Annotated in this window: 29 protein-coding genes; 14 read left to right on the top strand and 15 right to left on the bottom strand. The window is 58.8% G+C overall.

Annotated elements, in window-relative coordinates; translation table 11 throughout:
* Positions 1–307 precede the first annotated feature (307 nt).
* Together bfr and FBY12_RS21680 are read right to left on the bottom strand one after the other, a co-directional pair.
* Positions 308–781, bottom strand: coding sequence for a bacterioferritin (bfr, locus tag FBY12_RS21685; protein WP_092278624.1), 474 nt, complete (start codon positions 779–781; stop codon positions 308–310).
* 198 nt (positions 782–979) lie between these two features.
* On the bottom strand, positions 980–1,198 hold the full coding sequence (locus FBY12_RS21680; RefSeq protein ID WP_008057530.1) for a bacterioferritin-associated ferredoxin: 219 nt from the start codon (positions 1,196–1,198) through the stop codon (positions 980–982).
* Between the two features lie 314 nt (positions 1,199–1,512).
* On the opposite strand from FBY12_RS21680, the gene FBY12_RS21675 reads away from it, so the two are divergent.
* On the top strand, positions 1,513–2,115 hold the full coding sequence (locus FBY12_RS21675; protein WP_121733910.1) for a peroxiredoxin: 603 nt from the start codon (positions 1,513–1,515) through the stop codon (positions 2,113–2,115).
* A gap of 75 nt (positions 2,116–2,190) precedes the next feature.
* Here the strand turns inward: FBY12_RS21675 and rnt are convergent, their stop codons facing one another.
* Positions 2,191–2,868, bottom strand: a complete 678-nt coding sequence (gene rnt, locus FBY12_RS21670) for a ribonuclease T (RefSeq protein WP_092278628.1) — start codon at positions 2,866–2,868, stop codon at positions 2,191–2,193.
* Positions 2,865–3,911 (bottom strand): dihydroorotase, encoded by a 1,047-nt coding sequence (pyrC, locus tag FBY12_RS21665; RefSeq protein ID WP_145255789.1) that lies wholly within the window; start codon positions 3,909–3,911, stop codon positions 2,865–2,867. Before pyrC ends, rnt begins: the two co-directional genes overlap by 4 nt.
* A gap of 159 nt (positions 3,912–4,070) precedes the next feature.
* Between pyrC and FBY12_RS21660 the strand changes: the two genes are divergently transcribed.
* Together FBY12_RS21660 and FBY12_RS21655 are read left to right on the top strand one after the other, a co-directional pair.
* Complete coding sequence (locus tag FBY12_RS21660; RefSeq protein WP_145255786.1) at positions 4,071–4,979, top strand: OmpA family protein; 909 nt, start codon at positions 4,071–4,073, stop codon at positions 4,977–4,979.
* A gap of 128 nt (positions 4,980–5,107) precedes the next feature.
* Positions 5,108–6,325 (top strand): argininosuccinate synthase, encoded by a 1,218-nt coding sequence (locus tag FBY12_RS21655; protein ID WP_092278635.1) that lies wholly within the window; start codon positions 5,108–5,110, stop codon positions 6,323–6,325.
* Positions 6,326–6,450: 125 nt separating this feature from the next.
* Here the strand turns inward: FBY12_RS21655 and FBY12_RS21650 are convergent, their stop codons facing one another.
* Entirely contained in the window at positions 6,451–7,149 is a 699-nt protein-coding gene (locus tag FBY12_RS21650) for a hypothetical protein (RefSeq protein WP_145255783.1), read from the bottom strand.
* 549 nt (positions 7,150–7,698) lie between these two features.
* On the opposite strand from FBY12_RS21650, the gene FBY12_RS21645 reads away from it, so the two are divergent.
* Positions 7,699–8,325 (top strand): response regulator transcription factor, encoded by a 627-nt coding sequence (locus FBY12_RS21645; RefSeq protein WP_092278639.1) that lies wholly within the window; start codon positions 7,699–7,701, stop codon positions 8,323–8,325.
* Between the two features lie 43 nt (positions 8,326–8,368).
* Here FBY12_RS21645 and FBY12_RS21640 read toward each other — a convergent pair whose 3' ends face one another.
* From FBY12_RS21640 to metG, 8 genes are all read right to left on the bottom strand, one after another.
* Positions 8,369–8,548, bottom strand: coding sequence for a PA3496 family putative envelope integrity protein (locus tag FBY12_RS21640; protein WP_092278641.1), 180 nt, complete (start codon positions 8,546–8,548; stop codon positions 8,369–8,371).
* Between the two features lie 106 nt (positions 8,549–8,654).
* A complete protein-coding gene (nth, locus tag FBY12_RS21635) occupies positions 8,655–9,293 on the bottom strand; it encodes an endonuclease III (protein WP_092278643.1) in 639 nt (212 codons plus the stop codon).
* A complete protein-coding gene (locus FBY12_RS21630) occupies positions 9,290–9,898 on the bottom strand; it encodes an Rnf-Nqr domain containing protein (protein ID WP_145255780.1) in 609 nt (202 codons plus the stop codon). The genes nth and FBY12_RS21630 overlap by 4 nt, the downstream gene beginning before the upstream one ends.
* Complete coding sequence (locus FBY12_RS21625; protein ID WP_145255777.1) at positions 9,891–10,502, bottom strand: RnfABCDGE type electron transport complex subunit G; 612 nt, start codon at positions 10,500–10,502, stop codon at positions 9,891–9,893. Before FBY12_RS21625 ends, FBY12_RS21630 begins: the two co-directional genes overlap by 8 nt.
* On the bottom strand, positions 10,499–11,491 hold the full coding sequence (locus FBY12_RS21620) for an RnfABCDGE type electron transport complex subunit D (RefSeq protein WP_145255774.1): 993 nt from the start codon (positions 11,489–11,491) through the stop codon (positions 10,499–10,501). Before FBY12_RS21620 ends, FBY12_RS21625 begins: the two co-directional genes overlap by 4 nt.
* On the bottom strand, positions 11,478–12,686 hold the full coding sequence (gene rsxB, locus FBY12_RS21615) for an electron transport complex subunit RsxB (protein WP_145255771.1): 1,209 nt from the start codon (positions 12,684–12,686) through the stop codon (positions 11,478–11,480). Before rsxB ends, FBY12_RS21620 begins: the two co-directional genes overlap by 14 nt.
* Positions 12,683–13,252, bottom strand: coding sequence for an Rnf-Nqr domain containing protein (locus tag FBY12_RS21610; protein WP_145255768.1), 570 nt, complete (start codon positions 13,250–13,252; stop codon positions 12,683–12,685). Before FBY12_RS21610 ends, rsxB begins: the two co-directional genes overlap by 4 nt.
* A gap of 128 nt (positions 13,253–13,380) precedes the next feature.
* A complete protein-coding gene (gene metG, locus FBY12_RS21605; protein WP_145255765.1) occupies positions 13,381–15,432 on the bottom strand; it encodes a methionine--tRNA ligase in 2,052 nt (683 codons plus the stop codon).
* A gap of 316 nt (positions 15,433–15,748) precedes the next feature.
* Between metG and apbC the strand changes: the two genes are divergently transcribed.
* Complete coding sequence (apbC, locus tag FBY12_RS21600) at positions 15,749–16,843, top strand: iron-sulfur cluster carrier protein ApbC (RefSeq protein WP_121757244.1); 1,095 nt, start codon at positions 15,749–15,751, stop codon at positions 16,841–16,843.
* 140 nt (positions 16,844–16,983) lie between these two features.
* Here the strand turns inward: apbC and FBY12_RS21595 are convergent, their stop codons facing one another.
* Positions 16,984–17,742 carry an SDR family oxidoreductase gene (locus FBY12_RS21595; protein WP_145255762.1) on the bottom strand — a complete coding sequence of 253 codons (759 nt, stop codon included), beginning with the start codon at positions 17,740–17,742 and terminating at the stop codon, positions 16,984–16,986.
* A 164-nt stretch (positions 17,743–17,906) separates the two neighbouring features.
* On the opposite strand from FBY12_RS21595, the gene FBY12_RS21590 reads away from it, so the two are divergent.
* From FBY12_RS21590 to groL, 4 genes are all read left to right on the top strand, one after another.
* Positions 17,907–18,638: a HugZ family protein gene (locus FBY12_RS21590; RefSeq protein ID WP_145255759.1), complete on the top strand. Its 732-nt coding sequence runs from the start codon at positions 17,907–17,909 to the stop codon at positions 18,636–18,638.
* A 66-nt stretch (positions 18,639–18,704) separates the two neighbouring features.
* Complete coding sequence (locus FBY12_RS21585; RefSeq protein WP_109501974.1) at positions 18,705–19,181, top strand: FxsA family protein; 477 nt, start codon at positions 18,705–18,707, stop codon at positions 19,179–19,181.
* A gap of 246 nt (positions 19,182–19,427) precedes the next feature.
* Complete coding sequence (locus tag FBY12_RS21580; protein WP_019827816.1) at positions 19,428–19,721, top strand: co-chaperone GroES; 294 nt, start codon at positions 19,428–19,430, stop codon at positions 19,719–19,721.
* Positions 19,722–19,770: 49 nt separating this feature from the next.
* A complete protein-coding gene (gene groL / locus FBY12_RS21575) occupies positions 19,771–21,414 on the top strand; it encodes a chaperonin GroEL (protein WP_092278663.1) in 1,644 nt (547 codons plus the stop codon).
* 526 nt (positions 21,415–21,940) lie between these two features.
* Here groL and FBY12_RS21570 read toward each other — a convergent pair.
* Complete coding sequence (locus FBY12_RS21570; RefSeq protein ID WP_145255756.1) at positions 21,941–22,684, bottom strand: phosphatase PAP2 family protein; 744 nt, start codon at positions 22,682–22,684, stop codon at positions 21,941–21,943.
* Between the two features lie 219 nt (positions 22,685–22,903).
* Between FBY12_RS21570 and colR the strand changes: the two genes are divergently transcribed.
* The 5 genes from colR (at position 22,904) to FBY12_RS21545 (ending at position 26,640) form a co-directional block, all read left to right on the top strand.
* Positions 22,904–23,587: a two-component system response regulator ColR gene (gene colR, locus FBY12_RS21565; protein ID WP_054045155.1), complete on the top strand. Its 684-nt coding sequence runs from the start codon at positions 22,904–22,906 to the stop codon at positions 23,585–23,587.
* Positions 23,577–24,857 carry a HAMP domain-containing sensor histidine kinase gene (locus FBY12_RS21560; RefSeq protein WP_145255753.1) on the top strand — a complete coding sequence of 427 codons (1,281 nt, stop codon included), beginning with the start codon at positions 23,577–23,579 and terminating at the stop codon, positions 24,855–24,857. The genes colR and FBY12_RS21560 overlap by 11 nt, the downstream gene beginning before the upstream one ends.
* A 172-nt stretch (positions 24,858–25,029) precedes the next feature.
* Positions 25,030–25,698 carry a class I SAM-dependent methyltransferase gene (locus FBY12_RS21555; protein WP_121733942.1) on the top strand — a complete coding sequence of 223 codons (669 nt, stop codon included), beginning with the start codon at positions 25,030–25,032 and terminating at the stop codon, positions 25,696–25,698.
* A 4-nt stretch (positions 25,699–25,702) separates the two neighbouring features.
* The gene (locus FBY12_RS21550) at positions 25,703–26,416 is read left to right on the top strand and encodes a lipopolysaccharide kinase InaA family protein (protein WP_121733896.1); all 714 of its coding nucleotides are present in this window, start codon (positions 25,703–25,705) and stop codon (positions 26,414–26,416) included.
* 2 nt (positions 26,417–26,418) lie between these two features.
* Complete coding sequence (locus FBY12_RS21545; protein WP_092278671.1) at positions 26,419–26,640, top strand: hypothetical protein; 222 nt, start codon at positions 26,419–26,421, stop codon at positions 26,638–26,640.
* Positions 26,641–26,711: the final 71 nt, after the last annotated feature.

Below are 26,711 nucleotides of genomic sequence, written 5' to 3'. Positions count from 1 at the left end.
GACGTATGCGATCTGCTTCTGCCGTTGTAGGAGCAAAGCTTGCTCGCGAAGCAGGCGCCGCGGTTTATCAATAACACCGCGTCATCGTTCTTCGCGGGCAAGCCTCGCTCCTACAGGACGTATGCGATCTGCTTCTGCCGTTGTAGGAGCAAAGCTTGCTCGCGAAGCAGGCGCCGCGGTTTATCAATAACACCGCGTCATCGTTCTTCGCGGGCAAGCCTCGCTCCTACAGAAGGCATGCAATAAAAAGCCCCGCACCTCATAAGAGGGCGGGGCTTTTTAGCGTCTCGAGTTTAGCGAACGCTAATTACTCTTCGCCCATCTGCGATTGCAGATAGTTCTCAAGACCAATCTTGTCGATCAGGCCCAGCTGAGTTTCCAGCCAGTCGATATGTTCTTCTTCGGCTTCAAGAATATCTTCAAGCAGTTCACGGCTACCAAAGTCACCCACTGTTTCGCAGTGTGCGATCGCGACCTTCAAGTCCGCGTGACCGGTGCGTTCGATACGCAGGTCGCACTCAAGCATTTCGCGGGTGTGCTCGCCAATCTGCAGCTTGCCCAGGTCCTGCACGTTCGGCAGACCTTCGAGAAACAGGATGCGCTTGATCAGCTTGTCCGCATGCTTCATCTCGTCGATGGATTCTTTGTACTCGTGCTTGCCCAGCTTGTTCAGGCCCCAATCTTCGTACATGCGTGCATGCAGAAAGTATTGATTGATCGCGACCAGCTCATTGGCAAGGATCTTGTTGAGATGCTGGATGACTGTAATGTCGCCTTTCATGATCGGGTCCTGTCCTGTATTAACTGACTATGGGCCAGAGTTTGAGCCGCACAACTAACAGTGTCAAACCTAAGTTATTGAAAGTTATATGAAAATTAATCGGAATAAGAATGTTTGTGTTCCGCGTCTGGAACCTAAGCGATTGATTTTCAGGCATAAAAAAACCGGACATGAGCCCGGTTCTTTGAAATTGGGTAGTTATGCGGCTGTAAATTCAACTGGAAAAGGAATCGCAGCCTGGGCCGTTTGCAGCTTGGTAAGGGTTTCGCGAACCACTTCCTTGGCCAGGCAGGCGCATTTGCCGCATTGGCTTGCTACGCCGGTAGCCTGACGGACTTCCTTGTAGCTGCAGCATCCTTCATAGATTGCATCGCGGATTTGACCGTCGGTGACGCCAGTGCAGAGGCAGACATACATAAGTGAGAACCGTCGCTGGTTGTGACTCAATTGCGGTGGATCTTAATGTTAACGAGAATGATTGTCAAAGTGGTTTCTGTAAACCCTGTGCAACAACTGGCAATGTCTGACGAACGGTTTTAATCGGGGTAATCGGCCATTAGCGCTCTCGGCAGCAAATTGCCGTGCCATCAAAAAACCATTAAAGACAGCTCAAATACGCCGTGTATGATGGGCGGTCCTTACCAAGCAGGTTCGTGTCACAGGGATGTCGCTTGCGGGTGGCAGGCTGACGCGAAACCCGAGCTTCACGTTATTAGACCAGGAGATATCCAATGAGCGTACTCGTAGGCAAACAAGCACCGGACTTCACCGTACCGGCCGTTCTCGGCAACGGCGAAATCGTCGACAGCTTCACCCTGTCCTCGGCCATCAAAGGCAAATACGGCCTGGTGTTCTTCTACCCACTGGACTTCACCTTCGTTTGCCCGTCCGAGCTGATCGCTCTGGACAACCGCGTTGCTGACTTCAAGGCACGCAACGTTGAAGTGATCGCCGTTTCGATCGACTCGCACTTCACCCACAACGCATGGCGCAACACCCCGGTGAACAATGGCGGTATCGGCCAGGTTCAATACACCATGGCTGCCGACATCAAGCAGGAAATCATGAAGGCCTACGACGTTCAGTCCGCTGACGGCGTGGCATTCCGTGGCGCGTTCCTGATCGACGACAAAGGCGTTGTCCGCTCGCAGATCATCAACGACCTGCCGCTGGGCCGTAACATCGAAGAGCTGGTCCGTCTGGTCGACGCTCTGCAATTCCACGAAGAGCACGGCGAAGTCTGCCCAGCCAACTGGAAAAAGGGCGACAAAGGCATGACCGCTTCCACCGAAGGTGTTGCGGCTTACCTGACCGAGCACGCTGCGGCGCTGTAAGCCCAAGCGTCAGGCATAAAAAAACCGGCCATTGCGGCCGGTTTTTTTGTGGGCGGGATAAACCCAGCGACTGCATCAGTCGTTGAAGTCTTCCCAGCCGCCCATTTGTTTCCAGCGATTGACGATGCCGCAGAACAGCTCAGCGGTCTTCTCGGTGTCGTAGCGTGCCGAGTGAGCCTCGCGACCGTCGAAGTCGATGTCGGCAGCCTGGCAGGCCTTGGCCAATACAGTCTGGCCGTAAGCCAGGCCTGCAAGGGTCGCGGTGTCGAAACTGGAGAACGGGTGAAACGGGTTGCGTTTCATGTCCAGACGCGCGACCGCGGCGTTGAGGAAGCCCAGGTCGAAGCTGCTGTTGTGGCCGACCAGAATCGCCCGTTTGCAGCCGTTGGCTTTCAGCGCCTTGCGGATCCCGCGGAAAATGTCGGTCAGCGCGGTTTCTTCGCTGACGGCCATGCGCAGCGGGTGATCAAGTTTGATCCCGGTGAATTCCAGTGCCGCCGCTTCCACGTTCGCGCCTTCAAACGGCTCGACGCGGAAGAAGTAGGTGTGGTCGGGATACACGAAGCCTTTTTCATCCATCGCGATGGTGGTCGCGGCGATTTCCAGCAATGCGTCGGTGGCCGAGTTGAAACCACCGGTTTCTACGTCGACGACAACCGGCAGGTAACCACGAAAGCGCGCTGCCATTGGATGGCGAGGACCGCCGCCGCCGCCCTGACCGTCCTGTTCGTCGTCGAAATGGTCTTCACTCACGCGTGTTCCTCCAGCAGGCGCCAGCGCAGTTTTTCACCGGCGCGCAGCGGGATTACGGTCAGCTCGCCAAATGGCAGGCTGGTTGGGGCGGTCCACTCTTCGCGGACCAGGGTAATGCGATCGGTGTTCACTGGCAGGCCATAGAAACGCGGGCCGTTGAGGCTGGCGAAAGCTTCGAGCTTGTCCAGCGCATTGCGTTGTTCAAAGGCTTCGGCGTACATCTCGATCGCCGCATAAGCGGTGTAGCAACCGGCGCAGCCGCAAGCGGCTTCTTTGGCGTGTTGCGCATGCGGCGCCGAGTCGGTGCCGAGGAAGAACTTCGCGCTGCCATTGGTGGCGGCGTCAAGCAGGGCTTCCTGGTGCGTATTGCGCTTGAGAATCGGCAAGCAGTAGAAGTGCGGCCGAATCCCGCCCACCAGCATGTGGTTGCGGTTGTACAGAAGGTGATGCGCGGTGATGGTCGCGCCAACGTTGGCCGGGGCCGCGTTGACGAATTCCACGGCGTCGCGGGTGGTGATGTGTTCGAACACCACTTTGAGCGTCGGGAAACGCTCGACCACACGCCGCATGTGCTCATCGATGAAGATTTTTTCGCGGTCGAAGACGTCGACATCGCCACGGGTGACTTCACCGTGAATCAGCAAAGGCATCCCGACTTCGGCCATGGCCTCGATCGCCGGGAAGATCTTGTCGATGCTGGTGACGCCAGAATCCGAGTTGGTGGTGGCGCCGGCCGGGTACAGCTTGGCGGCGTGAACGAAACCGCTGGCCTTGGCCTCACGAATTTCTTCGGGCTGGGTGCGGTCGGTCAGGTACAGCACCATCAGCGGTTCGAAGCGACTGCCGGCCGGGCGTGCAGCGAGAATCCGCTGGCGATAGCCGTCGGCTTCAGCGGCGTTTCGCACCGGAGGTACCAGGTTGGGCATGATGATGGCGCGACCAAAGGTGCGCGCGACATCCGCAACGGTATTGGACAAAACAGCACCATCGCGAAGATGAATATGCCAGTCGTCGGGACGCAGCAGGGTCAGGCGGTCGGACATGAGGGGATTCCAGGCGGGTCAAACTGAGGGGAATGCTACCGGAAAAGACTCTCTCAGGCACTCGCTATCAAGTTTTGCAGGAACCTGACGATATCCAATGGGTATGCCGTAAACATGTGTGTGTCGGTCTTTTTGTTGTAGAAGCCAGTGGAGCCTCCCGTGCGCCAGCGTTATTTAGCCTTGCTCAGTGTGTTTGCCAGCCTTCCCGCAATGGCGCTCACTTTCCAGACACGTCTGGAGAGCATCGAGTGGACGGTCGAAGGTGACAAGTTCGAATGCCGCCTGACCCAGCCGATCACCGATTTCGGTTCGGGCGAGTTCGTGCGACGTGCTGGCGAGCAGGCGATCTTTCGTCTCAAGGCCTACAACTCGGTGATCGGCGGCGGTTCCGCGACCTTGCTCGCGGCCGCTGCGCCGTGGCAACCGGGGCGCGGCGACATTAACCTGGGTTCGGTGAACATCGGCAGCGGCAACGTCCTGTTCAACAGTTCGCAAGTGCAGGCCGGGCGCCTGATCAGCGGTTTGATGGACGGCCGCAGCCCGGTGATTCGCCGCGCTTCGGGCGATGGCCGGGTGTCTGAGGTACGACTGCTGCCGGTGAAATTCAGCAAGGCTTTTAATGACTATCAAAGTTGCGTAGCCAAGCTGCTGCCACAGAATTTCGAACAGGTGAAGCAGTCCGAAGTCGGCTTCCCCGGTGAAGGCGTTGATCTCGATCCACACGCCAAAGCCAAATTGCAGGTGATGCTGGAATTCATCAAAGCCGACCCGACTGTCAATCACATTGAGCTCGACGGTCACTCCGACAACAGCGGCAACCGCCTGACCAATCGTGAACTTTCACGCCGTCGCGCCTTGGCGGTCATGGACTTCTTCAAGGCCAATGGCATCCAGGAGTCGCAGATCACCATGCGTTTCCATGGCGAGCGCTACCCGCTGGTGCCGAACTCGAATGCGGCCAACCGGGCGAAGAATCGCCGGGTCGCGGTGCGCCTCGAACGCGTCGCGCCGACCGACAAACCGGCACCGCAATCGTCCTCGGCGGCGAGTGCTGCGGCCACTTCCTGACTCGGCGGTCATCGTCGCGCCGGCGTAACAATCTGTCGCTTCGTCGTCATAAGCTGTCGCGCCTCTGTAAATTATTCCGTATGAGCGGTAGACTTCCCGGCTTTCCGTAAACCCCGTGGAGTGATGGCATGGCGGACGTAAACAAGGTCGTTCTGGCGTATTCCGGCGGCTTGGACACTTCGGTGATCCTCAAGTGGCTGCAGGATACTTATAACTGTGAAGTAGTGACCTTCACTGCTGACCTGGGGCAGGGCGAAGAGGTCGAACCGGCCCGCGCCAAGGCTCAGGCCATGGGCGTCAAAGAAATCTACATCGACGATCTGCGCGAAGAGTTCGTGCGTGACTTCGTCTATCCGATGTTCCGCGCCAACACCGTTTACGAAGGCGAGTACCTGCTGGGTACTTCCATCGCTCGTCCGTTGATCGCCAAGCGCCTGATCGAAATCGCCAACGAAACTGGCGCCGACGCCATTTCCCACGGCGCGACCGGCAAGGGCAACGACCAGGTCCGTTTCGAACTGGGCGCCTACGCGCTCAAGCCAGGCGTGAAAGTCATCGCCCCGTGGCGCGAATGGGACCTGCTCTCGCGTGAAAAGCTCATGGATTATGCTGAAAAGCACAACATCCCGATCGAGCGTCATGGCAAGAAAAAATCCCCGTACTCGATGGATGCCAACCTGCTGCACATCTCCTATGAAGGCGGCGTGCTGGAAGACACCTGGACCGAGCACGAAGAAGACATGTGGAAATGGACCGTCTCCCCGGAGAAGGCTCCTGATAAAGCGCAGTACCTGGAACTGACCTACCGCAATGGCGACATCGTTGCCCTGGACGGCGTTGAAATGACCCCGGCCACCGTGCTGGCGACGCTGAACAAAATCGGTGGCGAACACGGTATCGGTCGCCTCGACATCGTCGAGAACCGTTACGTGGGCATGAAGTCCCGTGGCTGCTACGAAACCCCTGGCGGCACCATCATGCTGCGCGCTCACCGTGCGATCGAATCGATCACCCTGGACCGCGAAGTCGCTCACCTCAAAGACGAGCTGATGCCGAAATACGCCAGCCTGATCTACACCGGTTACTGGTGGAGCCCTGAGCGTCTGATGCTGCAACAGATGATCGATGCGTCCCAGGCACACGTGAATGGCGTTGTGCGCCTGAAACTGTACAAGGGCAACGTGATCGTCACCGGCCGCAAGTCCGACGAGTCGCTGTTCGACGCCAACATCGCAACCTTCGAAGAAGATGGCGGTGCTTACAACCAGGCCGACGCGGCGGGCTTCATCAAGCTCAACGCCTTGCGCATGCGCATCGCCGCGAACAAGGGTCGCAAGCTGTTCTGAGACCTTGGTTGCGCTGATTGAAGATATGGCCCTGTCGTTTTGTCGACAGGGCCATTTTCGTTTCTGGTGGCTGACATCTGTTTTTCCGCCCCCGAGCGTTTCCCGCCCAGCCTTGCTTTTGCCGATCATTCATCTTCCGTTTGATCCAGTACTGTCACCGCCAGTGAGCTCAGGTTGTAAACAACACTGAAGGCGCAAATGTCTTTTTGTTGCTGTTGCGAATACGCGAGCAAGCCTGCCTGAAGCAATTTCTGCGACTTGTTGCACGCCAAAAACACAATCGCTTTCGCCGGATGACCGCGTGGGCTGTGGATGCCATGCATCAACGTGCCGAAGTCCTCGGCAGTGTTCATTCCGCGCGTGTCGATGATCTGCAGCTTCTTTAACGGCCTAGGCAGATGAAAACTGTGCTGCACACCCGTGCGGGTCTGCAGATGGATGTGCGTAGGTGAATCCTGTGCGCTGTAGCCTGGGCGCCAGAGTTGCCGAGGCGAGGGCGGAACCTTGCTCCTCAGTCTGGCAAACGCACCTTCGCGCTCTTCAGATTTCGCGCTCGATGGGCGTTCGGCGTCATCAAGGATTGTCAGAAAACTCTTGTCCTCTGCAAAGTCTGACGGCGCATAGAGGGATCGATAGTTGAAGTTGAGCGTCAGAAAGAAAAGGAACAGCAAGTAAAAAGGAAAGCTGATCAAAAACCATACATAGACTTCTCGTTCGTCATCACCGAGGAAAGGTAAAGACACCGCGGCGGATGTTTCGGAGAGCGTTGCGAATATGGCAATAATTGTCATCGGGTTGGATATCTTTTTCGGTATTTTTTTCATGGCTGTTGCTCATAGATATAAAGGGGTTCTCATGGGTTGAAGTGGTAGTCAAAGTTTAAGGTTTGCGATTTTTATTGTTGTTGCTGTGTTCGGTGTGCGTGCTGTAGTGCAAGTGAGTGACTTTAGTTGGGTTGAATTATTTTTGTTTGCCCTAGTTGTTTCAAGACTTTATCAAACACTTTCGGAGGAATTTGTCCGCTAAGAAAATGGTTGGTGAGTTATGCGACCGGCATGAATTTTGATTCGACAATATTGGTTGCTTTTAAACGCTGTTATCCATTCAATATGTACTGATTCAGCGCTCAAACCTGCACTTGCGTGCGGTGCAGGTTGTAGGCCGATACAAAAAAATCTTCTTCCTTGTGCTCGGCTGTCGGGTTTCGCGTTTTTTTGCCCTGTGCATTCAGGGTTTTTTTGTAGGAATAATCCGCGTTAGTTGTAGGGAATGTCTCTCGCTGTAGGTGCTTGGGGGGGGCAGCGTCCCATGGGCGAAACGACTACGTTATTGTGCGGGCTCTAAAAATTCGAACAGCGAAATTGGACTTGCCCATGAATAAAGTGCTGATCGTGGATGATCACCCCGTCATTCGTCTTGCGGTGCGTTTGCTAATGGAACGTCATGGCTACGAAGTCGTCGCAGAAACAGATAACGGTGTCGATGCATTGCAACTTGCGCGTGAACATATGCCGGATATTGTCATCCTGGATATAGGCATACCGAAGCTCGACGGACTTGAAGTCATTGCGCGCCTGACATCCGTGCAACTGCCTTTGAAAGTATTAGTGCTGACCTCGCAGGCGCCGGGGCATTTTTCAATGCGCTGCATGCAGTCGGGGGCTGCCGGTTATGTATGCAAACAACAGGATCTGACGGAACTGCTGAGTGCAATAAAGGCTGTATTGTCCGGTTATAGTTACTTTCCCAATCAAGCGTTGCATACCGTCCGTGCAAGTCTGGGTAATGCCAGCGAAGCGGATATGGTTGATCGGTTGTCAGGCCGGGAAATGATGGTGCTGCAACAACTGGCTCGGGGTAAGACCAACAAGGAAATTGCCGATGGCATGTTCCTCAGCAACAAGACGGTCAGCACTTACAAGACGCGTTTGTTGTTGAAGCTTAATGCACGATCGCTGGTGGACCTGATCGAACTGGCGCAGCGCAATGGACTGGTTTAATGGCAGCAAAGAAAAAGCCTCCGTTGCGGGAGGCTTTCAGGTGTCATAGATCAAAATCGTAATCGGCCAACTGCTTTTGCAACCGGCGCTCCTCCAGCAGATTGTCGATGGTGCGGCGCTTGCTCAGGTTGGTTTTCGCGACCTCGACCACCGGTTCAGCGTCATCGGCCTCAACGGGGGTGAAGTCTTCTTCCACTTCCAATTGCTCTTTGCCAGTACTCATTTTGTTACTCCAGGCCAAGAGTGCCTTTGGCGCTCCTTATATCGACATTCTCCCGGCGGGTAAAAAAGATTTTTTCAATCGACAAATCAATAAAGCTAATAGCCGCTCAATCGTCCGAGGTCTTTTGCTTGTACTCGCACAAATCCTCGATTCGGCAACTGCCGCAGCGAGGCTTGCGCGCCAGGCACACGTAGCGCCCATGGAGGATCAGCCAGTGATGTGAATCGAGCAGAAACTCCTTGGGCACAAACTTCATCAGCTTCATTTCCACTTCGACCACGTTCTTGCCCGGGGCAATCCCGGTGCGGTTGCTGACGCGGAAAATGTGCGTGTCCACGGCCATGGTCAGTTGCCGGAACGCAGTATTGAGCACCACGTTGGCAGTCTTGCGGCCCACGCCCGGCAAGGCTTCCAGCTCTTCGCGGGTCTGCGGCACTTCACCGCCGTGGCGCTCGACCAACAAACGACAAGTCTCGATGACGTTTTTTGCCTTGCTGTTAAACAGGCCGATGGTCTTGATGTAGTGCGACAGACCTTCGACGCCCAACGCGTAAATCGCCGCCGGGGTATTGGCCACCGGGTACAGTTTGGCCGTGGCTTTGTTGACGCCAACGTCGGTGGATTGCGCCGACAGGATCACCGCGATCAGCAGTTCGAATGCTGAGGAATAGGCCAGCTCGGTCTTCGGTTCCGGGTTGTCTTCGTGAAGCCTGCGAAAGATTTCGTAACGTTTTGCGGCATTCATGGATGATGCGTTTCCTCGAAAGCGGTCGATTGTGAAGGCGTTGGGCGGACCCAGGCTTGCCACCCGGCGATCAATAATCCCAACAGGATAAATCCGCCAGGGGCGAGGGTGGCCAGGCGCAAACCGCCGTCGGCATTCAGCACCAGGCCTGGCCAATCTGCAGCGCCGATCAGCCACGACAGATGCGCCGCCAATGTGCCGTTGCCGATGAGTTCGCGCAGCGCACCCATGACCAGCATCAGCGCGACGAAGCCGCCGCACAGACGCATTCGGTCACGCCGTGGGCTGCGGAAAAAACCGTTGTACTCCAGCACCATGCATTGCAGCGCGATCAGCCCGGCGTACATTCCCAAATGTTGCTGCCATTGCAGCGACCACGCTTGCCCGGCGATTTGCGCGCAACTGGTCAGCGTCGCGGCCAGCAACACGCCAGCAGGCAGGCGTGCCCACGGCGCAAGGCGCGAGCGCAGTGGCGCCATCGCCACGCCAAACAGCGCAATCACCAACAGCAACATCAGGCTCACGCCCATCGCGCTCATCAGCGAACCAGTGGCGCCGATCAGTGGCAGCAGCATCAGCGAGTTCTGCAAACATGGTTTATTCATTGGCGACGCTCCCGACCAGCGTTTGCCGATGTTCGTCGAAGTAGCGCAACGCATCGTGAATCGCTTTGATCACGGCCCTTGAAGTCGTGGTCGCTCCGGCGATCTGATCGAATTGACCCTGATCCTTTTTCAATGCCCAAGCGCTATCAGCGGGATCGTTGCGCGACTTGCCGCTGAAGCTCTGCAGCCAGGCATTCGGCCATTCGGCAATCCGTCCGCCCAAGCCTGGGGTTTCCGCTTGCTTGAGGGTTTTCACCCCCAGCAGTTTGCCGTTGGCATCGATGGCAATCAGCAACTCGATGCTGGCGGTGTAACCCGTAGTTTGGCTGCGCAGCAACACGGCGCTGGTTTGACCGGCATGGGTCGCCCGGTAGCCCGTCAGCAACGTACTGGTGCTCAGCGACACTTTGTCGAGCGCCAGTGGTCGGTCCAGCGGCTGATTGTCGTAGCTGGCGGGCGGCAGCATATCGAGCAAGGTGCGGCTGTCGATCTGCCGCTGTTCGCTGGCGATGCGCGCCGTGCTCAGCTGTTGCAGCGCGTAAGTCCCGCCGAGCCCCAGCCCGCCCACCAGCAGCAACGTCGCAATACTCGCGGCCCGGTTCATGACGCGGCTCGCTGCTGTCGTGCGACGACAAACCGGTCGAGTGCCGGTACGCAGAGGTTCATCAGCAGCACGGCAAACGCGACGCCATCGGGGTAGCCGCCCCACGTCCGAATCAGGTAGGTCAGCAGCCCGACGCCGACACCGAACAACAACCGCGCGCCGGGGCTTTTGGCGCCGGACACCGGTTCAGTGACGATGAAGAGCGCGCCCAACATGCTTGCGCCGCTGAGCAGATGAAACAGCGGCGAACCGTTCGAGTCGGAGCCCGAGCCGTTCCAGCACAGCAGGCTGATGACGAACAGGCTGGCGAGCATGCCGACCGGCGCATGCCAGGTGAACACGCGGCGTTGCAGCAAAAATACGCCACCGGCGAGAAACGCCAGGTTGAGCCATTCGACGCCGCGCCCGCCGAACCGCCCGAACGCCGAATGGCTGGCGAACAGTTCATCAATGGTCAGGCTTTTATTAACGCGCAAGGCGTCCAGCGCCGTCGCTTGCACCCAGGCGTCCGGCGTCTGGCTGAGGCTGAAACCGAAAATCTGCTGCAGGCCGGTAAACAGATCCACGCCATGCGCAGCCGGCCAATGGGTCATCGATTGCGGAAAAGACACCAGCGCCAACGCCACACCGAGCATCGCCGGGTTGAACGGGTTGCTGCCGACGCCGCCATACAAATGCTTGCCGAACAACAACGCTGCCGCCGCCGCGCTGACCGTCAGCCACCACGGGCAATAGGGCGGCAACGCCAGTGTCAGCAGCGTTGCGGTGACCAGCGCGCTGCCGTCGCTCAAGCTCGATTGGACGGGCCGCCGGCGCAGTTTGAGCACCGCGGCTTCGACCGCCAACGCGGTCAGCGCGGTCAGCATCAGGTTGATCAGAACGCCCCAGCCGTACAACCAAAACATCACCAGCAAGCCCGGCGCAGCGGCGAGCAAGACCAGTTTCATTGCCTGCTGCAGGCGTTGATCCACCGATTCAAGGGGCGACATAGGCCTCCACTTGCTGTTCGGCTTGCGCGAGTCGGGCGCGGGCCTTTTCCAGCACCTCGCTCGGCGTATCGGCTTGCCGCTCGAGTTTGCTGACGTCGGCGCGGGCGTAGGCCAATTCGGTTTTCAGCTGGCGAAGCTGATTGTTGATCGGGCGTTTTTCGACGCGCGTCAGTTCAGGCAACGGTTGCTCGCTGACGGCTTCCGCTGCGTGCAAGGCTTGTTCGGCGTTCTCCAGCGCCTGCTGCAAAGCTTGAATTTGCTCTGCCGGCGCTTCGTTGGTCTGGGCTTTTTTCAGTTCGGCGCGACGCATCGCCAATTGGATTTTCGCCCTTTTCAGCTCCGCGTCTTTCGGCGTGGCAACCGGCGCCGGCGCTGGCGCCGCACTTTCCAGTTGCGCCAGCGCGCGTTCGGCAGCTTCAAACTGTTGTTGCAGGACGATCAGTTGCGATTGCTGTTCGAAGGTCGGCGGATGGCCGAAAGCTTTCAGCGATTTGTTCAGTTGCGCCCGACTCATCGCCACGTCGATCTTGGCTTTTTTCAGCGCCGCGTCAGCCGTCGCGGCTTTCTGTGCGCGAACCCGTTCCAGCGCGGCTTGCACTGGATTGACCGCCGCCGCGCTTGGTTGCGCGGCACGTTGCGCGCGGGCCTGACGCTCGGCGATGCGCTGTTGTTCTTCACGTTGCAGGCGTGCGTTGCGTTGCTCGAAGCGGCGCCGTGCGCGGTTGCGTTTGAGCGCCCGCGCCCGTTGTTCTTCAAGGCTGAAGGCCAAGCCACCGACAATCGGCAGCACCGTGGCCAGCGGCAATGGCTGCATTTCAATGCAGTCCACCGGGCAGGGCGCCACGCACAAATCGCAACCGGTGCATTCATCGACAATCACCGTGTGCATCAGCTTCGCCGCGCCGACGATCGCATCGACCGGGCAGGCCTGAATGCATTTGGTGCAACCGATGCATTCGGCCTCGCGGATATAGGCGATTTGCGCCGGCGCCGCGCCGCGACTGGTGTCGAGTTCGAGCACCGGCACCTGCAGCAATTCGGCGAGCGCGGCGATGGTTTCGGCGCCGCCCGGCGGGCACTTGTTGATTGCCTCGCCGCTGACGATGCCGGCGGCGTAGGGCTGGCATCCGGGGTGGCCGCACTTGCCGCACTGGGTCTGTGGCAGGAGGGCGTCGATGCGTTGAATCAGACTCATGTTTTGATCAGTCCACTGAATCCGAGAAAAGCCACTGCGAGCAATCCGGCGCCGATCAACTGGATCGGCAAGCCACGAAAGGGCAGGGGAACATCGTTGTCGAGGGTGCGTTGGCGCAAATCGCTGAACAGGCTCAGCACCAGCCAAAAGCCCAGCCCGGCGCCGAGGCTCAGCGCTGTGGCCTGCAGCAGTCCTTTATCGTCCTCGGCATTGAGCAAGGTCAGCCCGAGCACGCCGGCATTGCCGAGCAACAACGGCCACAGGCCATCGAAGGACAGTCCGGGCAGCGCCCGCGCGAGCAATTTCAGCAGCGGCGCGATCAGCAGAACGCTCAGCGGCAGAAACACAAACAGCCGCAACGCCGTCAGGTCCAGCGGCACCAGCAACCCGCGATAGAGCAAATCACCGAGCACGCCGACGATCAACATCAGGCTCGCGGTCGCCACACCCAAGGCGTGAACCTGCCTTCGTTCGGCGGCCAATAGCGGATCGACGCCCAGCGGCCACTGCAACACGAGGTTGTTGATCAGGGCGGCGCTGATAATCGTGAGGAGCAATGCGGTCATGATCGTGCCGGTCACTACGGGCTGTGTGCCAAGGTCAGGCATTATCCGGCAAGGAAGGAGGGTGGGCCAGACATGAAAATCCCACAGTCGCGCGGGGCACGACTGTGGGATCGGTTCAGCGCGAAATCTTACTTGATGCGTTGACCCGGCTTGGCGCCGCTGTCAGGGCTCAGCAGGTAGATTTCTTCGCCGCCAGGACCGGCGGCCATCACCATGCCTTCGGAGATACCGAACTTCATTTTCCGTGGCTTGAGGTTGGCGATCATCATGGTCAGGCGACCATCGAGCTTGGACGGATCCGGGTAAGCACTCTTGATCCCGGAGAAAACGTTGCGTTGCTCGTCACCGATGTCGAGGGTCAGGCGCAGCAGTTTGTCGGCGCCTTCCACGGCTTCAGCCTTAATGATCAGCGCCACGCGCAAATCGATGGCGGCGAAGGCATCAAAGTCGATTTCCGGCGACAGCGGTTCCTTGAGCAGTTCACCGTTGCCGGCCGGTGCAGTTGCGCCGGTATCGGTGGCGCTGGCGGTCAGGTCTTCTTTCGAGGCGTCGGTCATGGCTTGGACTTTTACCGGGTCGATGCGGGTCATCAACGGTTTGAACTCGTTCAACTGGTGATTGCTCAGCAGCGTGGCGTGGTCGTTCCAGGTCAGCGGCGCGACGTTGAGGAACGCCTCGGCGTCGGCGGCCAGCAGCGGCAACACCGGTTTGAGGAAGATCACCAGTTGGCGGAACAGGTTGATGCCCAGAGCGCAAATAGCCTGGACTTCGTCGTGCTTGCCTTCCTGTTTGTTCAGCGACCACGGCGCTTTGTCGGCGATCCAGGCGTTGGCGCGGTCGGCCAGGCCCATGATTTCGCGCATGGCGCGGGCAAAGTCGCGAGCCTCGTAGGCATCGGCGATGCTCGGCGCGGCGGCGAGGAAGGCGTCGGTCAGTTCCGGCGCGGCGTTGCCTTCGACCAGTACCCCGGCGTTGCCTTTCTGGATGAAACCGGCGCAACGGCTGGCGATGTTGACGACTTTGCCGACCAGGTCGGAGTTGACCTTCTGCACGAAGTCTTCGAGGTTCAGGTCGAGGTCATCGACGCCGCGGCCCAGTTTCGCCGCGTAGTAATAACGCAGGTACTCCGGCGACAGGTGATCGAGGTAAGTGCGCGCCTTGACGAAGGTGCCGCGGGACTTGGACATCTTCTGGCCGTTGACGGTCAGGTAGCCGTGGACGTTGATGCCGGTCGGTTTGCGCAAACCCGCGCCTTCGAGCATCGCTGGCCAGAACAGCGCGTGGAAATTGACGATGTCCTTGCCGATGAAGTGGTACAGCTCGGCGGTGGAATCCTTGGCCCAGAACGCATCGAAATCCAGGTCCGGACGACGTGCGCAGAGGTTCTTGAAGCTGGCCATGTAGCCGATCGGCGCGTCCAGCCACACGTAGAAATATTTGCCCGGCTCGCCCGGAATCTCGAAACCGAAATACGGCGCATCGCGGGAGATGTCCCACTGTTGCAGGCCGGCGTCCAGCCATTCGGCGATCTTGTTGGCGACGGCGTCTTGCAGGGTGCCGCTGCGGGTCCAGGCCTGAAGCATTTCCTGGAAGTCCGGCAATTTGAAGAAGAAGTGCTGGGAATCCTTGAGCACCGGGGTGGCGCCAGAGATTGCCGACTTCGGATCCTTCAAATCGGTCGGCGCGTAGGTCGCGCCGCATTTTTCGCAATTGTCGCCGTACTGGTCTTCGGTGCCGCATTTCGGGCAGGTGCCCTTGATGAAGCGGTCGGCCAGGAACATTTTCTTTTCCGGGTCGAAATATTGCGTGATCGAACGCTGGGCGATGTGCCCGGCGTCGCGCAGTTTCAGGTAGATCTGACTCGACAGCTCACGGTTTTCATCGGAGTGAGTGGAGTGGAAATTGTCGAAGTCGACCAGGAACTCGGCAAAGTCGGCGCTGTGTTCAGCCTGGACGTTGGCGATCAGTTGTTCCGGGGTGATGCCTTCCTTTTCCGCGCGCAGCATGATGGCCGAACCGTGGGCGTCGTCGGCGCAGACATAAATGCATTGGTTGCCGCGGTGCTTCTGGAAGCGCACCCACATGTCGGTCTGGATATATTCCAGCATGTGGCCAAGATGGATCGAACCATTGGCATAGGGCAGGGCGCTGGTGACGAGGATCTTGCGTGGCTCGGACATGGGGCTCGGCTACTTGATGAAACGGAGGTCGGCCACTATAAAGCGCCGGGCAATAATTTTCACCCCCGCCACCTAAGGGCTCATTTTGACAATCATGCTTTTGTGGCGAGGGGGCTTGCCCCCGTCCGGCTGCGCAGCAGTCGTGAATCCAGACGACTCGGTCTGTCTGACAGATTGCAGGGGCGGCTCCGCCACCCAACGGGGGCAAGCCCCCTCGCCACAGGAAGCGCTCCAGCCACAGTAATCTGTTCGCCACACATCCGCGTCCGGCGTACGATACCCGCCTGATTTTCCAGTCTTGCTATCGGAGTTGCCCATGAGCGCCGTCAATCGCGCAGCGGTGGAAGCCGTCCTTCGCCAATACACCGACCCTTATCTGAACCAGGATCCGGTCAGCGCCGGGTGCGTGCGCACTATCGAGATTCAGGGCGATCGCGTCAGCGTCCAGCTCGAACTCGGTTATGCCGCCGGCCTGTTCAAAAGCGGCTGGGCGCAGATGCTGGAAATGGCCATTCAAGGCCTCGACGGCGTGACTGCCGCGCGCGTCGAGATCACCAGCGTGATCGCCGCGCACAAGGCTCAGGCACAGATTCCAGGCTTGGCCAACGTCAAGAACGTGGTCGCCGTGGCCTCGGGCAAGGGCGGCGTCGGCAAGTCGACCACCGCCGCCAACCTTGCGCTGGCGCTGGCCCGCGAAGGCGCCAAAGTCGGGATTCTCGACGCCGACATCTATGGCCCGAGCCAAGGCATCATGTTCGGCATCGCCGAAGGCACGCGGCCGCAGGTCAAGGATCAGAAGTGGTTCGTGCCGATCGTTTCGCATGGCGTCGAAGTGATGTCGATGGCGTTCCTCACCGATGACAACACGCCGATGGTCTGGCGCGGCCCGATGGTCTCCGGCGCCTTGCTGCAACTGGTCACGCAAACCGCGTGGGGCGACCTCGATTACCTGGTCATCGACATGCCGCCAGGCACCGGCGACATTCAGCTGACCCTGGCGCAGAAAGTCCCGGTGGCTGGTGCGGTGATCGTCACCACGCCGCAGGATCTGGCCCTGCTGGACGCGCGCAAAGGCGTGGAAATGTTCCGCAAGGTCAACATTCCGGTGTTGGGCGTGGTGGAAAACATGGCCGTGCACATCTGCTCCAACTGCGGGCATGCCGAGCATCTGTTCGGTGAAGGTGGCGGGGTCAAGTTGGCCAATCAGTATGGCGTCGAACTGCTGGCCTCACTGCCGCTGGCGATGGACATCCGCGAGCAGGCCGACAGCGGTAAACCAACGGTAGTCGCCGAGCCGGACGGCCCGATTGCCCTGGTTTACCAGGAACTGGCCCGGCATGTCGGCGCACGGATCGTGTTGCAGGAAGCGGCAAGCCCGGCAATGCCGAACATCACCATCAGCGACGACTAATCGCGCAAAGGTATTTGTAGCAGCTGCCGAGGCACGAGGCTGCGTTGGGCTGCGCAGCGGCCCCCTAGGTCGGTCCCCGAGGCGGTCCTGCGGACACGCAACGCAGCCTCGTGCCTCGGCAGCTGCTACAAGGTTTTGTTTTAGATGCGCAGCCCGCCGTCCATCTCCAGAATCCGTCCGGTGTAGTAGTCGTTCTCGAAGATATACGCCGCCGAATGGGCAATCTCATCCGGTTTGCCCATGCGCTTCAGCGGAATCCCGGAGGTCATCTTCTCCAGCGCTTCGGGCTTCATGCCCAAGGTCATCTCGGTTTCGATAAAGCCTGGCGCAATGCCGGCGACCCGAATCCCGTAGCGTGCCAGTTCCTTGGCCCAGGTTACGGTCGCTGCAGCGACGCCAGCCTTGGCGGCGGAATAGTTGGTCTGGCCAACGTTGCCGGCACGCGAGATCGACGAAATATTGATGATCGCGCCGCTGTTTTTCAGCTCGACCATTTTCGCCGCGACCTCGCGGGTGCACAGGAACACGCCAGTCAGGTTGACGTCGATAACCGCCTGCCATTGCGCCAGGCTCATCTTGGTCATCTCGCCGTCCTTGACCTTCAGCAGCAGGCCGTCGCGCAAGATCCCGGCATTGTTGATCAAGCCGTGAATCGCGCCGAAATCTTCGGCCACTTGCGCCACCATGTGCGTCACCTGTTCTTCATTGGCGACGTTGCACACATAGGCGCGAGCCTCGACACCCTTGGCTTTGCACGCGGCAACCGTGTCGTCGAGTTTCTCCTGGTTCAGATCGACCAGCGCCAATTTCGCGCCTTTGCCGGCGAAATACTCGGCCATCGAACGGCCTAAACCCTGGCAACCGCCAGTGATAATGATTACTTTGTCAGTGAGTTGCATTCGCATGCCCCAATAGCAGGTCTGAGTGGTTGTCCTTGAAGAGGGCCTCTCGATCTGCGCCTGAAGTGGCCGGCTGCACATGAGAACTGCCCCGAGCGCGACTGGAAACTTATTCCCAGGCGCCTGTCCGTTTTTTCGACGGATTCTATATAAGGAGTCATAAATTGAGCGTTGAAGCGGCCAAGAATGCACGAGAATTGCTTCTCAAGGAATACCGGGGCGTGTTGTCGACGCACTCCAAAGCCATGCCCGGTTTCCCGTTCGGCTCGGTGGTGCCTTACTGCCTCGACCAGCAGGGCCGGCCGCTGATCCTGATCAGCCGCATCGCCCAGCACACGCACAACCTGCAAAAAGACCCGAAGTGCTCATTGTTTGTCGGTGAGCGCGGGGCTGAGGATGCGCAAGCGGTCGGGCGCCTGACCTACCTCGCCCAAGCGCAGAAGCTTGAAGGCGAGGCGGCCATCGAAGCGGCGGCCGGGCGTTATTACCGCTATTTCCCTGAATCGCAGAGTTACCACAAGGCCCACGATTTCGATTTCTGGGTACTCGAACCGGTGCGTCATCGCTACATCGGCGGTTTCGGCGCGATTCATTGGGTCGATCAATTGACCCTCGCCAACCCGTTCGCCGGCAAGGCTGAAGTGAGCATGGTCGAGCACATGAACGCTGACCACGCCAAGGCCATTGCGCACTACGTCGAACTGGCCGGCCTGCCGACGACCAGCCCGGCGCAACTGGCCGGCATCGACACCGAAGGCATGCACCTGCGCATCGGCCAAGGGCTCTACTGGCTGCCGTTTCAAGCGCCATGTAATACGCCGACACAAGTGCGCGAAGCCTTGGTTTTCCTGGCTCACGCCGAACATTGGCCGAAAAATGCCGAGGCCGACGCTTGAATTCACGAAACGGCGACGTCATCTAGGGAAGACTGGCAAGGCATTCTTGCGTTGAGGAACCATTAGATGCGCCCTTTTTTATTGCTCTTTGTACTGTTTCCGGTGTTGGAGCTGTTCGTATTCGTCAAGGTCAGCGGCGCGATCGGGTTTTTCCCGGCGCTGCTGCTGGTGATTCTCGGCTCGATGCTCGGCGTGTTCGTGCTGCGCATCGCCGGTCTGGCGACTGCACTGCGCGCCCGGGAAAGCTTGAATCGCGGCGAACTGCCGGCGCAGACCATGCTCGAAGGCTTGATGCTGGCATTGGCCGGCGGCCTGTTGATCCTGCCGGGTTTCGTCACTGACGTGCTGGGTCTGATCATGCTGCTGCCTATTTCGCGTCGACTGCTGGCGAACAAAATGCGCCAGCGCGCCGAAGAGGCAGCGATCCGCCAACGCGCGTTCGCCGATGACCTGCAGCCGCGCGGCGGTCCTGCGCCGCGCCAGCCACTGAGTCGCGAGCCGGATGTGATCGAAGGCGAGTTCGAACATCGCGATCCCAAGTAAAGCGTTCAGCGCCACGGCACCCTCGGGTGCCGTGTTCGTTTGCGCCGCAAAAACACAAAAATTTTGTCTGTCCGCCCTTGTAATAAGCTTATGCGCCCTTATGTAACGGTCACCGCAAGGTTTCTGGCGAACACGCCAGACAGACTTCCGCGGTTCGCTTGACGAACCGCACCCGGCACCGCCGGATTTGTTAAACCCGCCGGGAACACACCGGCCGATGAAAACCACAATTAGGAGAGATCGACAATGAAGCTTCGTCCTCTGCATGACCGCGTCGTCATCCGTCGCAGCGAAGAAGAAAAGAAAACCGCTGGCGGTATCGTCCTGCCAGGTTCGGCTGCTGAAAAAGCCAACAGCGGCGAGATCCTCGCTGTCGGTACCGGCCGCGTGCTGGACAACGGTGAAGTGCGCGCACTGGCCGTTAAAGTGGGTGACAAGGTTGTGTTCGGTCCGTACTCCGGCAGCAACACTGTGAAAGTTGACGGCGAAGACCTGCTGGTAATGGCTGAGAACGAGATTCTCGCTGTTATCGAAGGCTGATTCCCCGCTCATTTTCCCGTTACTACAAAGTATTTAAGGAATATCGATCATGGCTGCTAAAGAAGTTAAATTCGGCGATTCCGCCCGCAAGAAAATGCTCGCCGGTGTCAACGTCCTGGCTGACGCAGTAAAAGCGACCCTGGGCCCTAAAGGCCGTAACGTGATCATCGAGAAGAGCTTCGGCGCTCCGACCATCACCAAGGACGGCGTGTCCGTCGCCAAAGAAATCGAGCTGAAAGATCGCTTCGAAAACATGGGCGCGCAGCTGGTCAAAGACGTTGCCTCCCGTGCCAACGATGACGCCGGCGACGGCACCACTACCGCTACCGTTCTGGCTCAATCGATCGTCAACGAAGGCCTGAAAGCCGTCGCTGCCGGCATGAACCCGATGGACCTGAAGCGCGGCATCGACAAAGCGACCATCGCTATCGTCAAAGAGCTCAAAGCCCTGTCCAAGCCTTGCGCTGACACCAAGGCAATCGCTCAGGTCGGCACCATCTCGGCCAACTCCGACAACTCCATCGGCGACATCATTGCCGAAGCCATGGAAAAAGTCGGTAAAGAAGGCGTGATCACCGTTGAAGAAGGCTCGGGCCTGGAAAACGAACTGTCGGTTGTTGAAGGCATGCAGTTCGACCGTGGTTACCTGTCCCCGTACTTCGTCAACAAGCCGGAAACCATGACCGCCGAGCTCGACGGTCCGCTGATCCTGCTGGTCGACAAAAAGATCTCCAACATCCGCGAAATGTTGCCAGTACTGGAAGCCGTTGCCAAAGCCGGCCGTCCACTGCTGATCGTTGCTGAAGACGTTGAAGGCGAAGCCCTGGCGACTCTGGTAGTGAACAACATGCGTGGCATCGTCAAGGTTGCAGCCGTCAAGGCTCCAGGCTTCGGCGACCGTCGCAAGGCAATGCTGCAGGACATCGCTGTTCTGACTGGCGGTACCGTCATCTCCGAAGAGATCGGCCTGAGCCTGGAAAGCACCACCCTGGAACACCTGGGTAATGCCAAGCGCGTGATCCTGTCCAAAGAAAACACCACCGTGATCGACGGCGCTGGCGTTGAGACTGATATCCAGGCTCGCGTTCTGCAGATCCGTCAGCAAGTGGCTGACACTTCGTCCGACTACGACCGTGAAAAACTGCAAGAGCGTCTGGCCAAGCTGTCCGGCGGCGTTGCAGTGATCAAGGTTGGCGCTGGTTCCGAAGTTGAAATGAAAGAGAAGAAAGCCCGCGTTGAAGACGCCCTGCACGCAACTCGTGCAGCCGTTGAAGAAGGCGTGGTACCTGGCGGCGGCGTGGCACTGGTTCGCGCTCTGCAGGCTATCTCCGAACTGAAAGGCGACAACGCCGATCAGGACGTTGGTATCCAGTTGCTGCGTCGCGCTGTTGAAGCGCCACTGCGCCAGATCGTTGCCAACTCCGGCGACGAGCCAAGCGTAGTAGTCGACAAGGTCAAGCAGGGTTCGGGTAACTACGGTTACAACGCTGCTACCGGCGAATACGGCGACATGATCGAAATGGGTATCCTCGACCCGGCCAAAGTGACTCGTTCGGCTCTGCAGGCAGCGGCTTCCATCGCCAGCCTGATGATCACGACCGAAGCCATGATCGCCGAGATCAAGGAAGAAGGCTCTGCTGGCGGCGGCATGCCAGACATGGGCGGTATGGGCGGCATGGGCGGCATGATGTAAGCCAGCCCGACCCCGTACACAAAAACCCCGCTGGCGTTAAGCCCGCGGGGTTTTTTATTGCCCGGCATGCGCCAACACCAAACCCTGTAGGAGTGAGCCTGCTCGCGATAGCTGACGACCCGTCAGCATTGAAGTGACTGACCCACCGCCATCGCGAGCAAGCTCACTCCCACATTAAAACTTGGCCAGCCACAAATTCCGTGAACAACGCTAAACCCGTGGGAGCAAGGCTTGCCCGCGAAAGCGGTCTTCCAGTAGACATTGATGTTGGACGTGCCGGCCTCTTCGCGGGCAAGCCTTGCTCCTACAGGGATCGTGGTGATCCGCCAATTGCCGCTCCACCACAGATCACCTGTAGGAACGTGGCCAGCCACAAATTCCGTGATCGATGCCAATCCTGTGGGAGCAAGGCTTGCCCGCGAAAGCGGTCTTCCAGCCGACATTGATGTTGGACGTGCCGGCCCCTTCGCGGGCAAGCCTTGCTCCTACAGGGATCGTGGTGATCCGCCAATTCTGGAGCTACACCTCAGGCGTTGGCCGTTTGTACATTTCCCAACCGCTCATCCCTGGAAGCCGGTCGATAGAGGATGTAGTAATACGACCCCAGGCATATCAACCAGCAGAAGATTGCGGTCCACACGTTGTGCGAGAAGAAGTGTGCGCCTTGCATCATGCGGCTGATCGAGAACACCGAGCCCAGCGCGAACGCGAAGATAAACGCATTCCTTGCCAATCGTGGCCGCCGATCGCGCAATACAAAAAACAACGCAAACAAGGTGAAACCGGTCGCCGCATGCCCGCCCGGCCAGCAACGGCCCGGCTTGTCGGTGGGCGGACGCGGGCTCAGCAGTTCGCTGTACTGTTCGTGCCCGCCAAACTGCTCAAGGCTCCACGGGCACTGCACCGCCGTCACCACTTTCACCGGAGTGACAAACGAAGTGGCCAAGCCCAGCGACAACACCAAACAGCCCAATTCGCGCTTGAACGGCTTGAGCCGCTGAACAAAAAATGCACCGACAAAGCCGATCACCGCAAACAACGAAAACCCGATCACCACCTGCTTGGCCCGGTCATGCAGGATGTCTTCGAGAAAATAACTGTGCCGACCAATAAAATCCCCGGCCAGCGGATCGTAAAACAGCCGGGCCAGCGCCATGTCCAGATCCGTCAGTTCCAGCAACACCAGAATCATCGCCGCAACGGCGGGAACCCCAAGGCATACCCAGAAATTCAGCGGGCGCGAGGCGGGGCGGGCAGGGGTCGAAACCATGGCAATTCCTTGATCGTCGGGCAGGTTCTGGGGAGGTCAGCCGCGCGGAGTTTGGGCTCGCAACTGTCGCGGCGCCGTGAATGGCGAGTGAAAAACTCGTTAAAACCGGACGTGCCACGTTGATCAAATATCCCCTGCACTCAGGCCTAGCCGTGAGCCACACTTGGCCGTAAGCTGCGCGAGCCGAAGACGGCCGTTACTGTGTGCGGAGGAGTGCCCATGCGAATTTTATTGGTTGAAGACAACCGCGATATCCTCGCCAATCTGGCGGATTATCTGGGGCTTAAGGGTTACACCGTGGATTGTGCGCAGGACGGCTTGTCGGGGCTGCACCTGGCGGCCACCGAGCATTACGACTTGATCGTGCTCGACATCATGCTGCCCGGCATCGACGGCTACACCTTGTGCAAACGCCTGCGCGAAGATGCGCGGCGCGACACGCCGGTGATCATGCTCACCGCGCGCGATCAGCTCGACGACCGCCTGCAAGGCTTCAAATCCGGCGCCGACGATTACCTGATCAAACCGTTCGCATTGTCCGAACTTGCCGCGCGCATCGAAGCGGTGATGCGCCGAGCCCAGGGCGGCGGGCGTCGCGCGTTGCAGGTCGGCGATCTGAGCTACGACCTCGACACTCTCGAAGTCACCCGCGAAGGCCGTTTGCTCAAACTCAACCCGGTCGGCCTGAAGTTGCTCGCCGTGCTGATGCAGAAAAGCCCTCACGTATTGCGCCGCGAAATCCTCGAAGAAGCGCTGTGGGGCGACGATTGCCCGGACAGTGACAGCCTGCGCAGCCACGTTCACCAATTGCGCCAGGTGATCGACAAACCGTTCGCCAAACCGCTGCTGCAAACCGTGCACGGCGTGGGTTACCGCTTGGCCGAGGGCCGAGATGGAGTTTAAGCAGAGCCTTGCCCAACGGATCATCATTGCCTTCGCGCTGATGAGCGCATTGGTTGCCGGGGCGTTCGCCATGGGCATCGTCGCCACCGTGCACCTGGTCGAAGAGAAGCTGATTTCTGCCGGTCTTGGCGGCGATTTGCAGCGCCTGTTGCTGATGGACAGCGTCTCGGACTGGAGCCATCGTCCGGAACCGGACCAGTTGTTCTACTTCAGCGGCGGCCCGGGCGACTTCGAGTTGCCCAAAGACCTGCGCCACCTCGAGCCGGGTTTCCACGAAGTGTTTCGCGAACAATTGTCGTATCACGCGATGGTCGAAGTGGTCGACGGCCGGCGTTATGTGCTGTTGCAGGATCAAAGCGATTTCGAAGAACGTGAACGCGTGCTGTTTGCCGTGGTGCTGGTCGGTTTTGTACTGAGCCTGGCGCTGGCGGTGTTCCTCGGCTGGATCCTCGCGCGCAAGGTCATGGCGCCGGTGGTGCGGCTGGCGCGGCAAGTGCGCCATCGCGACCAGTTGCTCGGATTGGCGCCGCCGCTGGCCCCGGATTATGCCGCCGATGAAGTCGGTGAGCTGGCCGTAGCGTTCGACGCCACCCTCGGGCGTCTGCGTCAGGCATTGACCCGCGAGCGGTTGTTTACCAGCGACGTCAGCCACGAATTGCGTACGCCGTTGATGGTCCTCGCCAGCTCCTGCGAACTGCTGCTGGAAAACCCCGGCATCGACCAGCGCGGGCGCAATCAGGTCGAGCGCATCGCTCGCGCCTGTGAAGAAATGCGCGAACTGGTGCAAACCTTCCTCACGCTTGCCCGCGCGCAACGTGAAGACTCCAGCGCATCGCCGCAGCAAACCGTGACCCAGGTCGCCGACAGCTTGCTGTGCCTGTGGCGCGATCCGATCGAATCGAAAGGCCTGATCCTCAATTTCGAGCCGGGCAATCCGCCGGACGCGCGCTACAACGCAACGTTGTTGAACGCGGTGATGGGTAACCTGTTGCGCAACGCGCTGCACTACACCGAAACCGGCTTCATTCGTCTGGCCCTGACCGAAACAGGCTTCATGGTCGAGGACAGCGGCGTCGGCATTCCCGAAGAGAAGCGCGAAGCGATGTTCGAACCGTTTGTGCGCGGCAGCGAAAAGCGCGGCGAAGGCCTCGGGCTGGGCTTGTCGCTAGTGCAGCGGATCTGTGAGAACCAGGGCTGGACGGTCAGCCTGACGACCATGGAGCCCAACGGTTGCCGCTTCGAAGTTGAACTGACTCAAACCGCGAAGTAAAAGGCCTAGAACCTGAAATCTTCTTCATAAAGACGATTGCTACTAGTCAACGTTTGTAAAACCCTGAAATACTTCAGTGTTTTGCTCAACGAAGTTTTCACAAAGTCATGACCTGACGCTGACACGGCGCTACCTAAGGTGGTCGCCATCAGCAGTTCAGGAGATTTTGATGATGACTACGCCGATCAAACTGGATTTTTCCGAGAAGTACGACGATCAGCACGCGCAGAAATATCTGCGCAAACACCAGAACGGGATCGGTCGTCGCTTGTCCCATTGGCGGGATGAACAATTGGCCCGCAAGGCGCTGGCCTTGGCCGGCGATCCTGGACTGGTGCTTGATTTGCCGAGCGGAGCGGGGCGTTTCTGGCCGTTACTGGCCGAGAAACACAACCGTGTAATCATCGGGGCCGACAACTCCGAGTCGATGCTGAAGATCGCGACGCAGGCGCAACCTGCCGACGTAGTGAAACGGGTACAACCCTTGCACACTTCTGCATTCGACATTGCCTTGCCGGATAACGCCGTCGACAACATTTTCTGCATGCGTTTGCTCCATCACGTTGGCGAAGCCGAGCACCGACTGGCGATTTTGCGCGAGTTCGAGCGTGTCACCCGTGACAGCGTGATCATTTCGCTGTGGGTGGACGGCAATTTCAAAGCCTGGAAACGCAAGCGCGCGGAAGAAAAACGCGGGCAGGAAGGTTACCAAAATCGCTTTGTGTTACCGGCCGCTACGGTCGAGAAAGAGTTCGAGCAGGCTGGTTTCCGCATTCAGGAACAATTGGATTTCATACCGCTTTATGCCATGTGGCGAGTTTACGTATTACGCAAGAGGTAGCAGGATGGCAGTGCAATATGCGGCAGAAACGGAAGTTGCTCCTCAGGATCGCTTCGACTATTTCTGGAATCAGCGCGGCGAATGGGTAGAAGAACCCAACGTTCGACGCGGTGGCGAGAGTGGCGTGCAGCGGGTCGTGGGCAGCGATGGACAACTGCTGTATGCCAAGCGCCAGACCGGCCATATCTATCGCAGTTGGCTGCACCCGTTCGGCCGCCCGACCGTGTTGCGCGAACGTGATGCGCTTAATGGCGTTTCGGCATTGGGTGTGCGGGTTCCGGAAATGGTCTTCTGCGGCGCGCAACGTGACCCGGTGCACAAATGGCGTGCGCTGCTGGTGACGAAGTCGCTAGACGGTTTTCAGGAAATCGAACATTGGCGCGCCGGTGGTGGTGTCGAGCGCCACGGTCAAGTGGTCTGGGAGCGTGTGCTCAAGGATCTGGCCGAGAACCTCGCCCGCATGCACAAAGGTCGGTGGCAGCACAGTTGCATCTATATCAAACACGCCTTTGTGCGAGTAACCGGCGAAGGTGAGGCCGCGACGGCGGAAGTGGCGCTGATCGATCTGGAGAAGTGCCGTCAACGCCTGACCGCCTACCGCGCAGCTTCGCACGACATGAAGCAATTACGTCGCCACTCGTCGTTCAGCGACGCGGACTGGCGCAAACTCGTCTACTTTTACGAGACGGCGTTTGGCAGCGCTATCAAGGGTTTATAGCGATGAAACTCGAAATTGCACGAGGTGTGTTTCTCATAGGTGCCTTGGCAGTTGCTTCATTGGCGATGGCTGCCTGGGAGCAGCCGCGCACTCAAGTCCTCAGTGCAGTGAGCGATGGCGCTCACTGCCCGTTGCCACGGATTGCCAAGGCATCCGTGGCGACACAACCTGATCATGACTTGTTGCTGTTCATGTTCGGTCTTTCCCAAGGATTGAGGCCGTAGCATTGAACAGATTGAAGCCAAAATAAAAAGCCTCGCAGATGCGGGGCTTTTTTTTGCCTTCTGTTTTTTTG

Origin of the sequence: Pseudomonas sp. SJZ131, from assembly GCF_007828705.1 — a bacterium.
In the GTDB taxonomy this organism is placed as follows: domain Bacteria; phylum Pseudomonadota; class Gammaproteobacteria; order Pseudomonadales; family Pseudomonadaceae; genus Aquipseudomonas; species Aquipseudomonas prosekii.
Note: the sequence above shows the minus strand (reverse complement) of the source record. Positions and strands in the feature narration are given on the sequence as shown.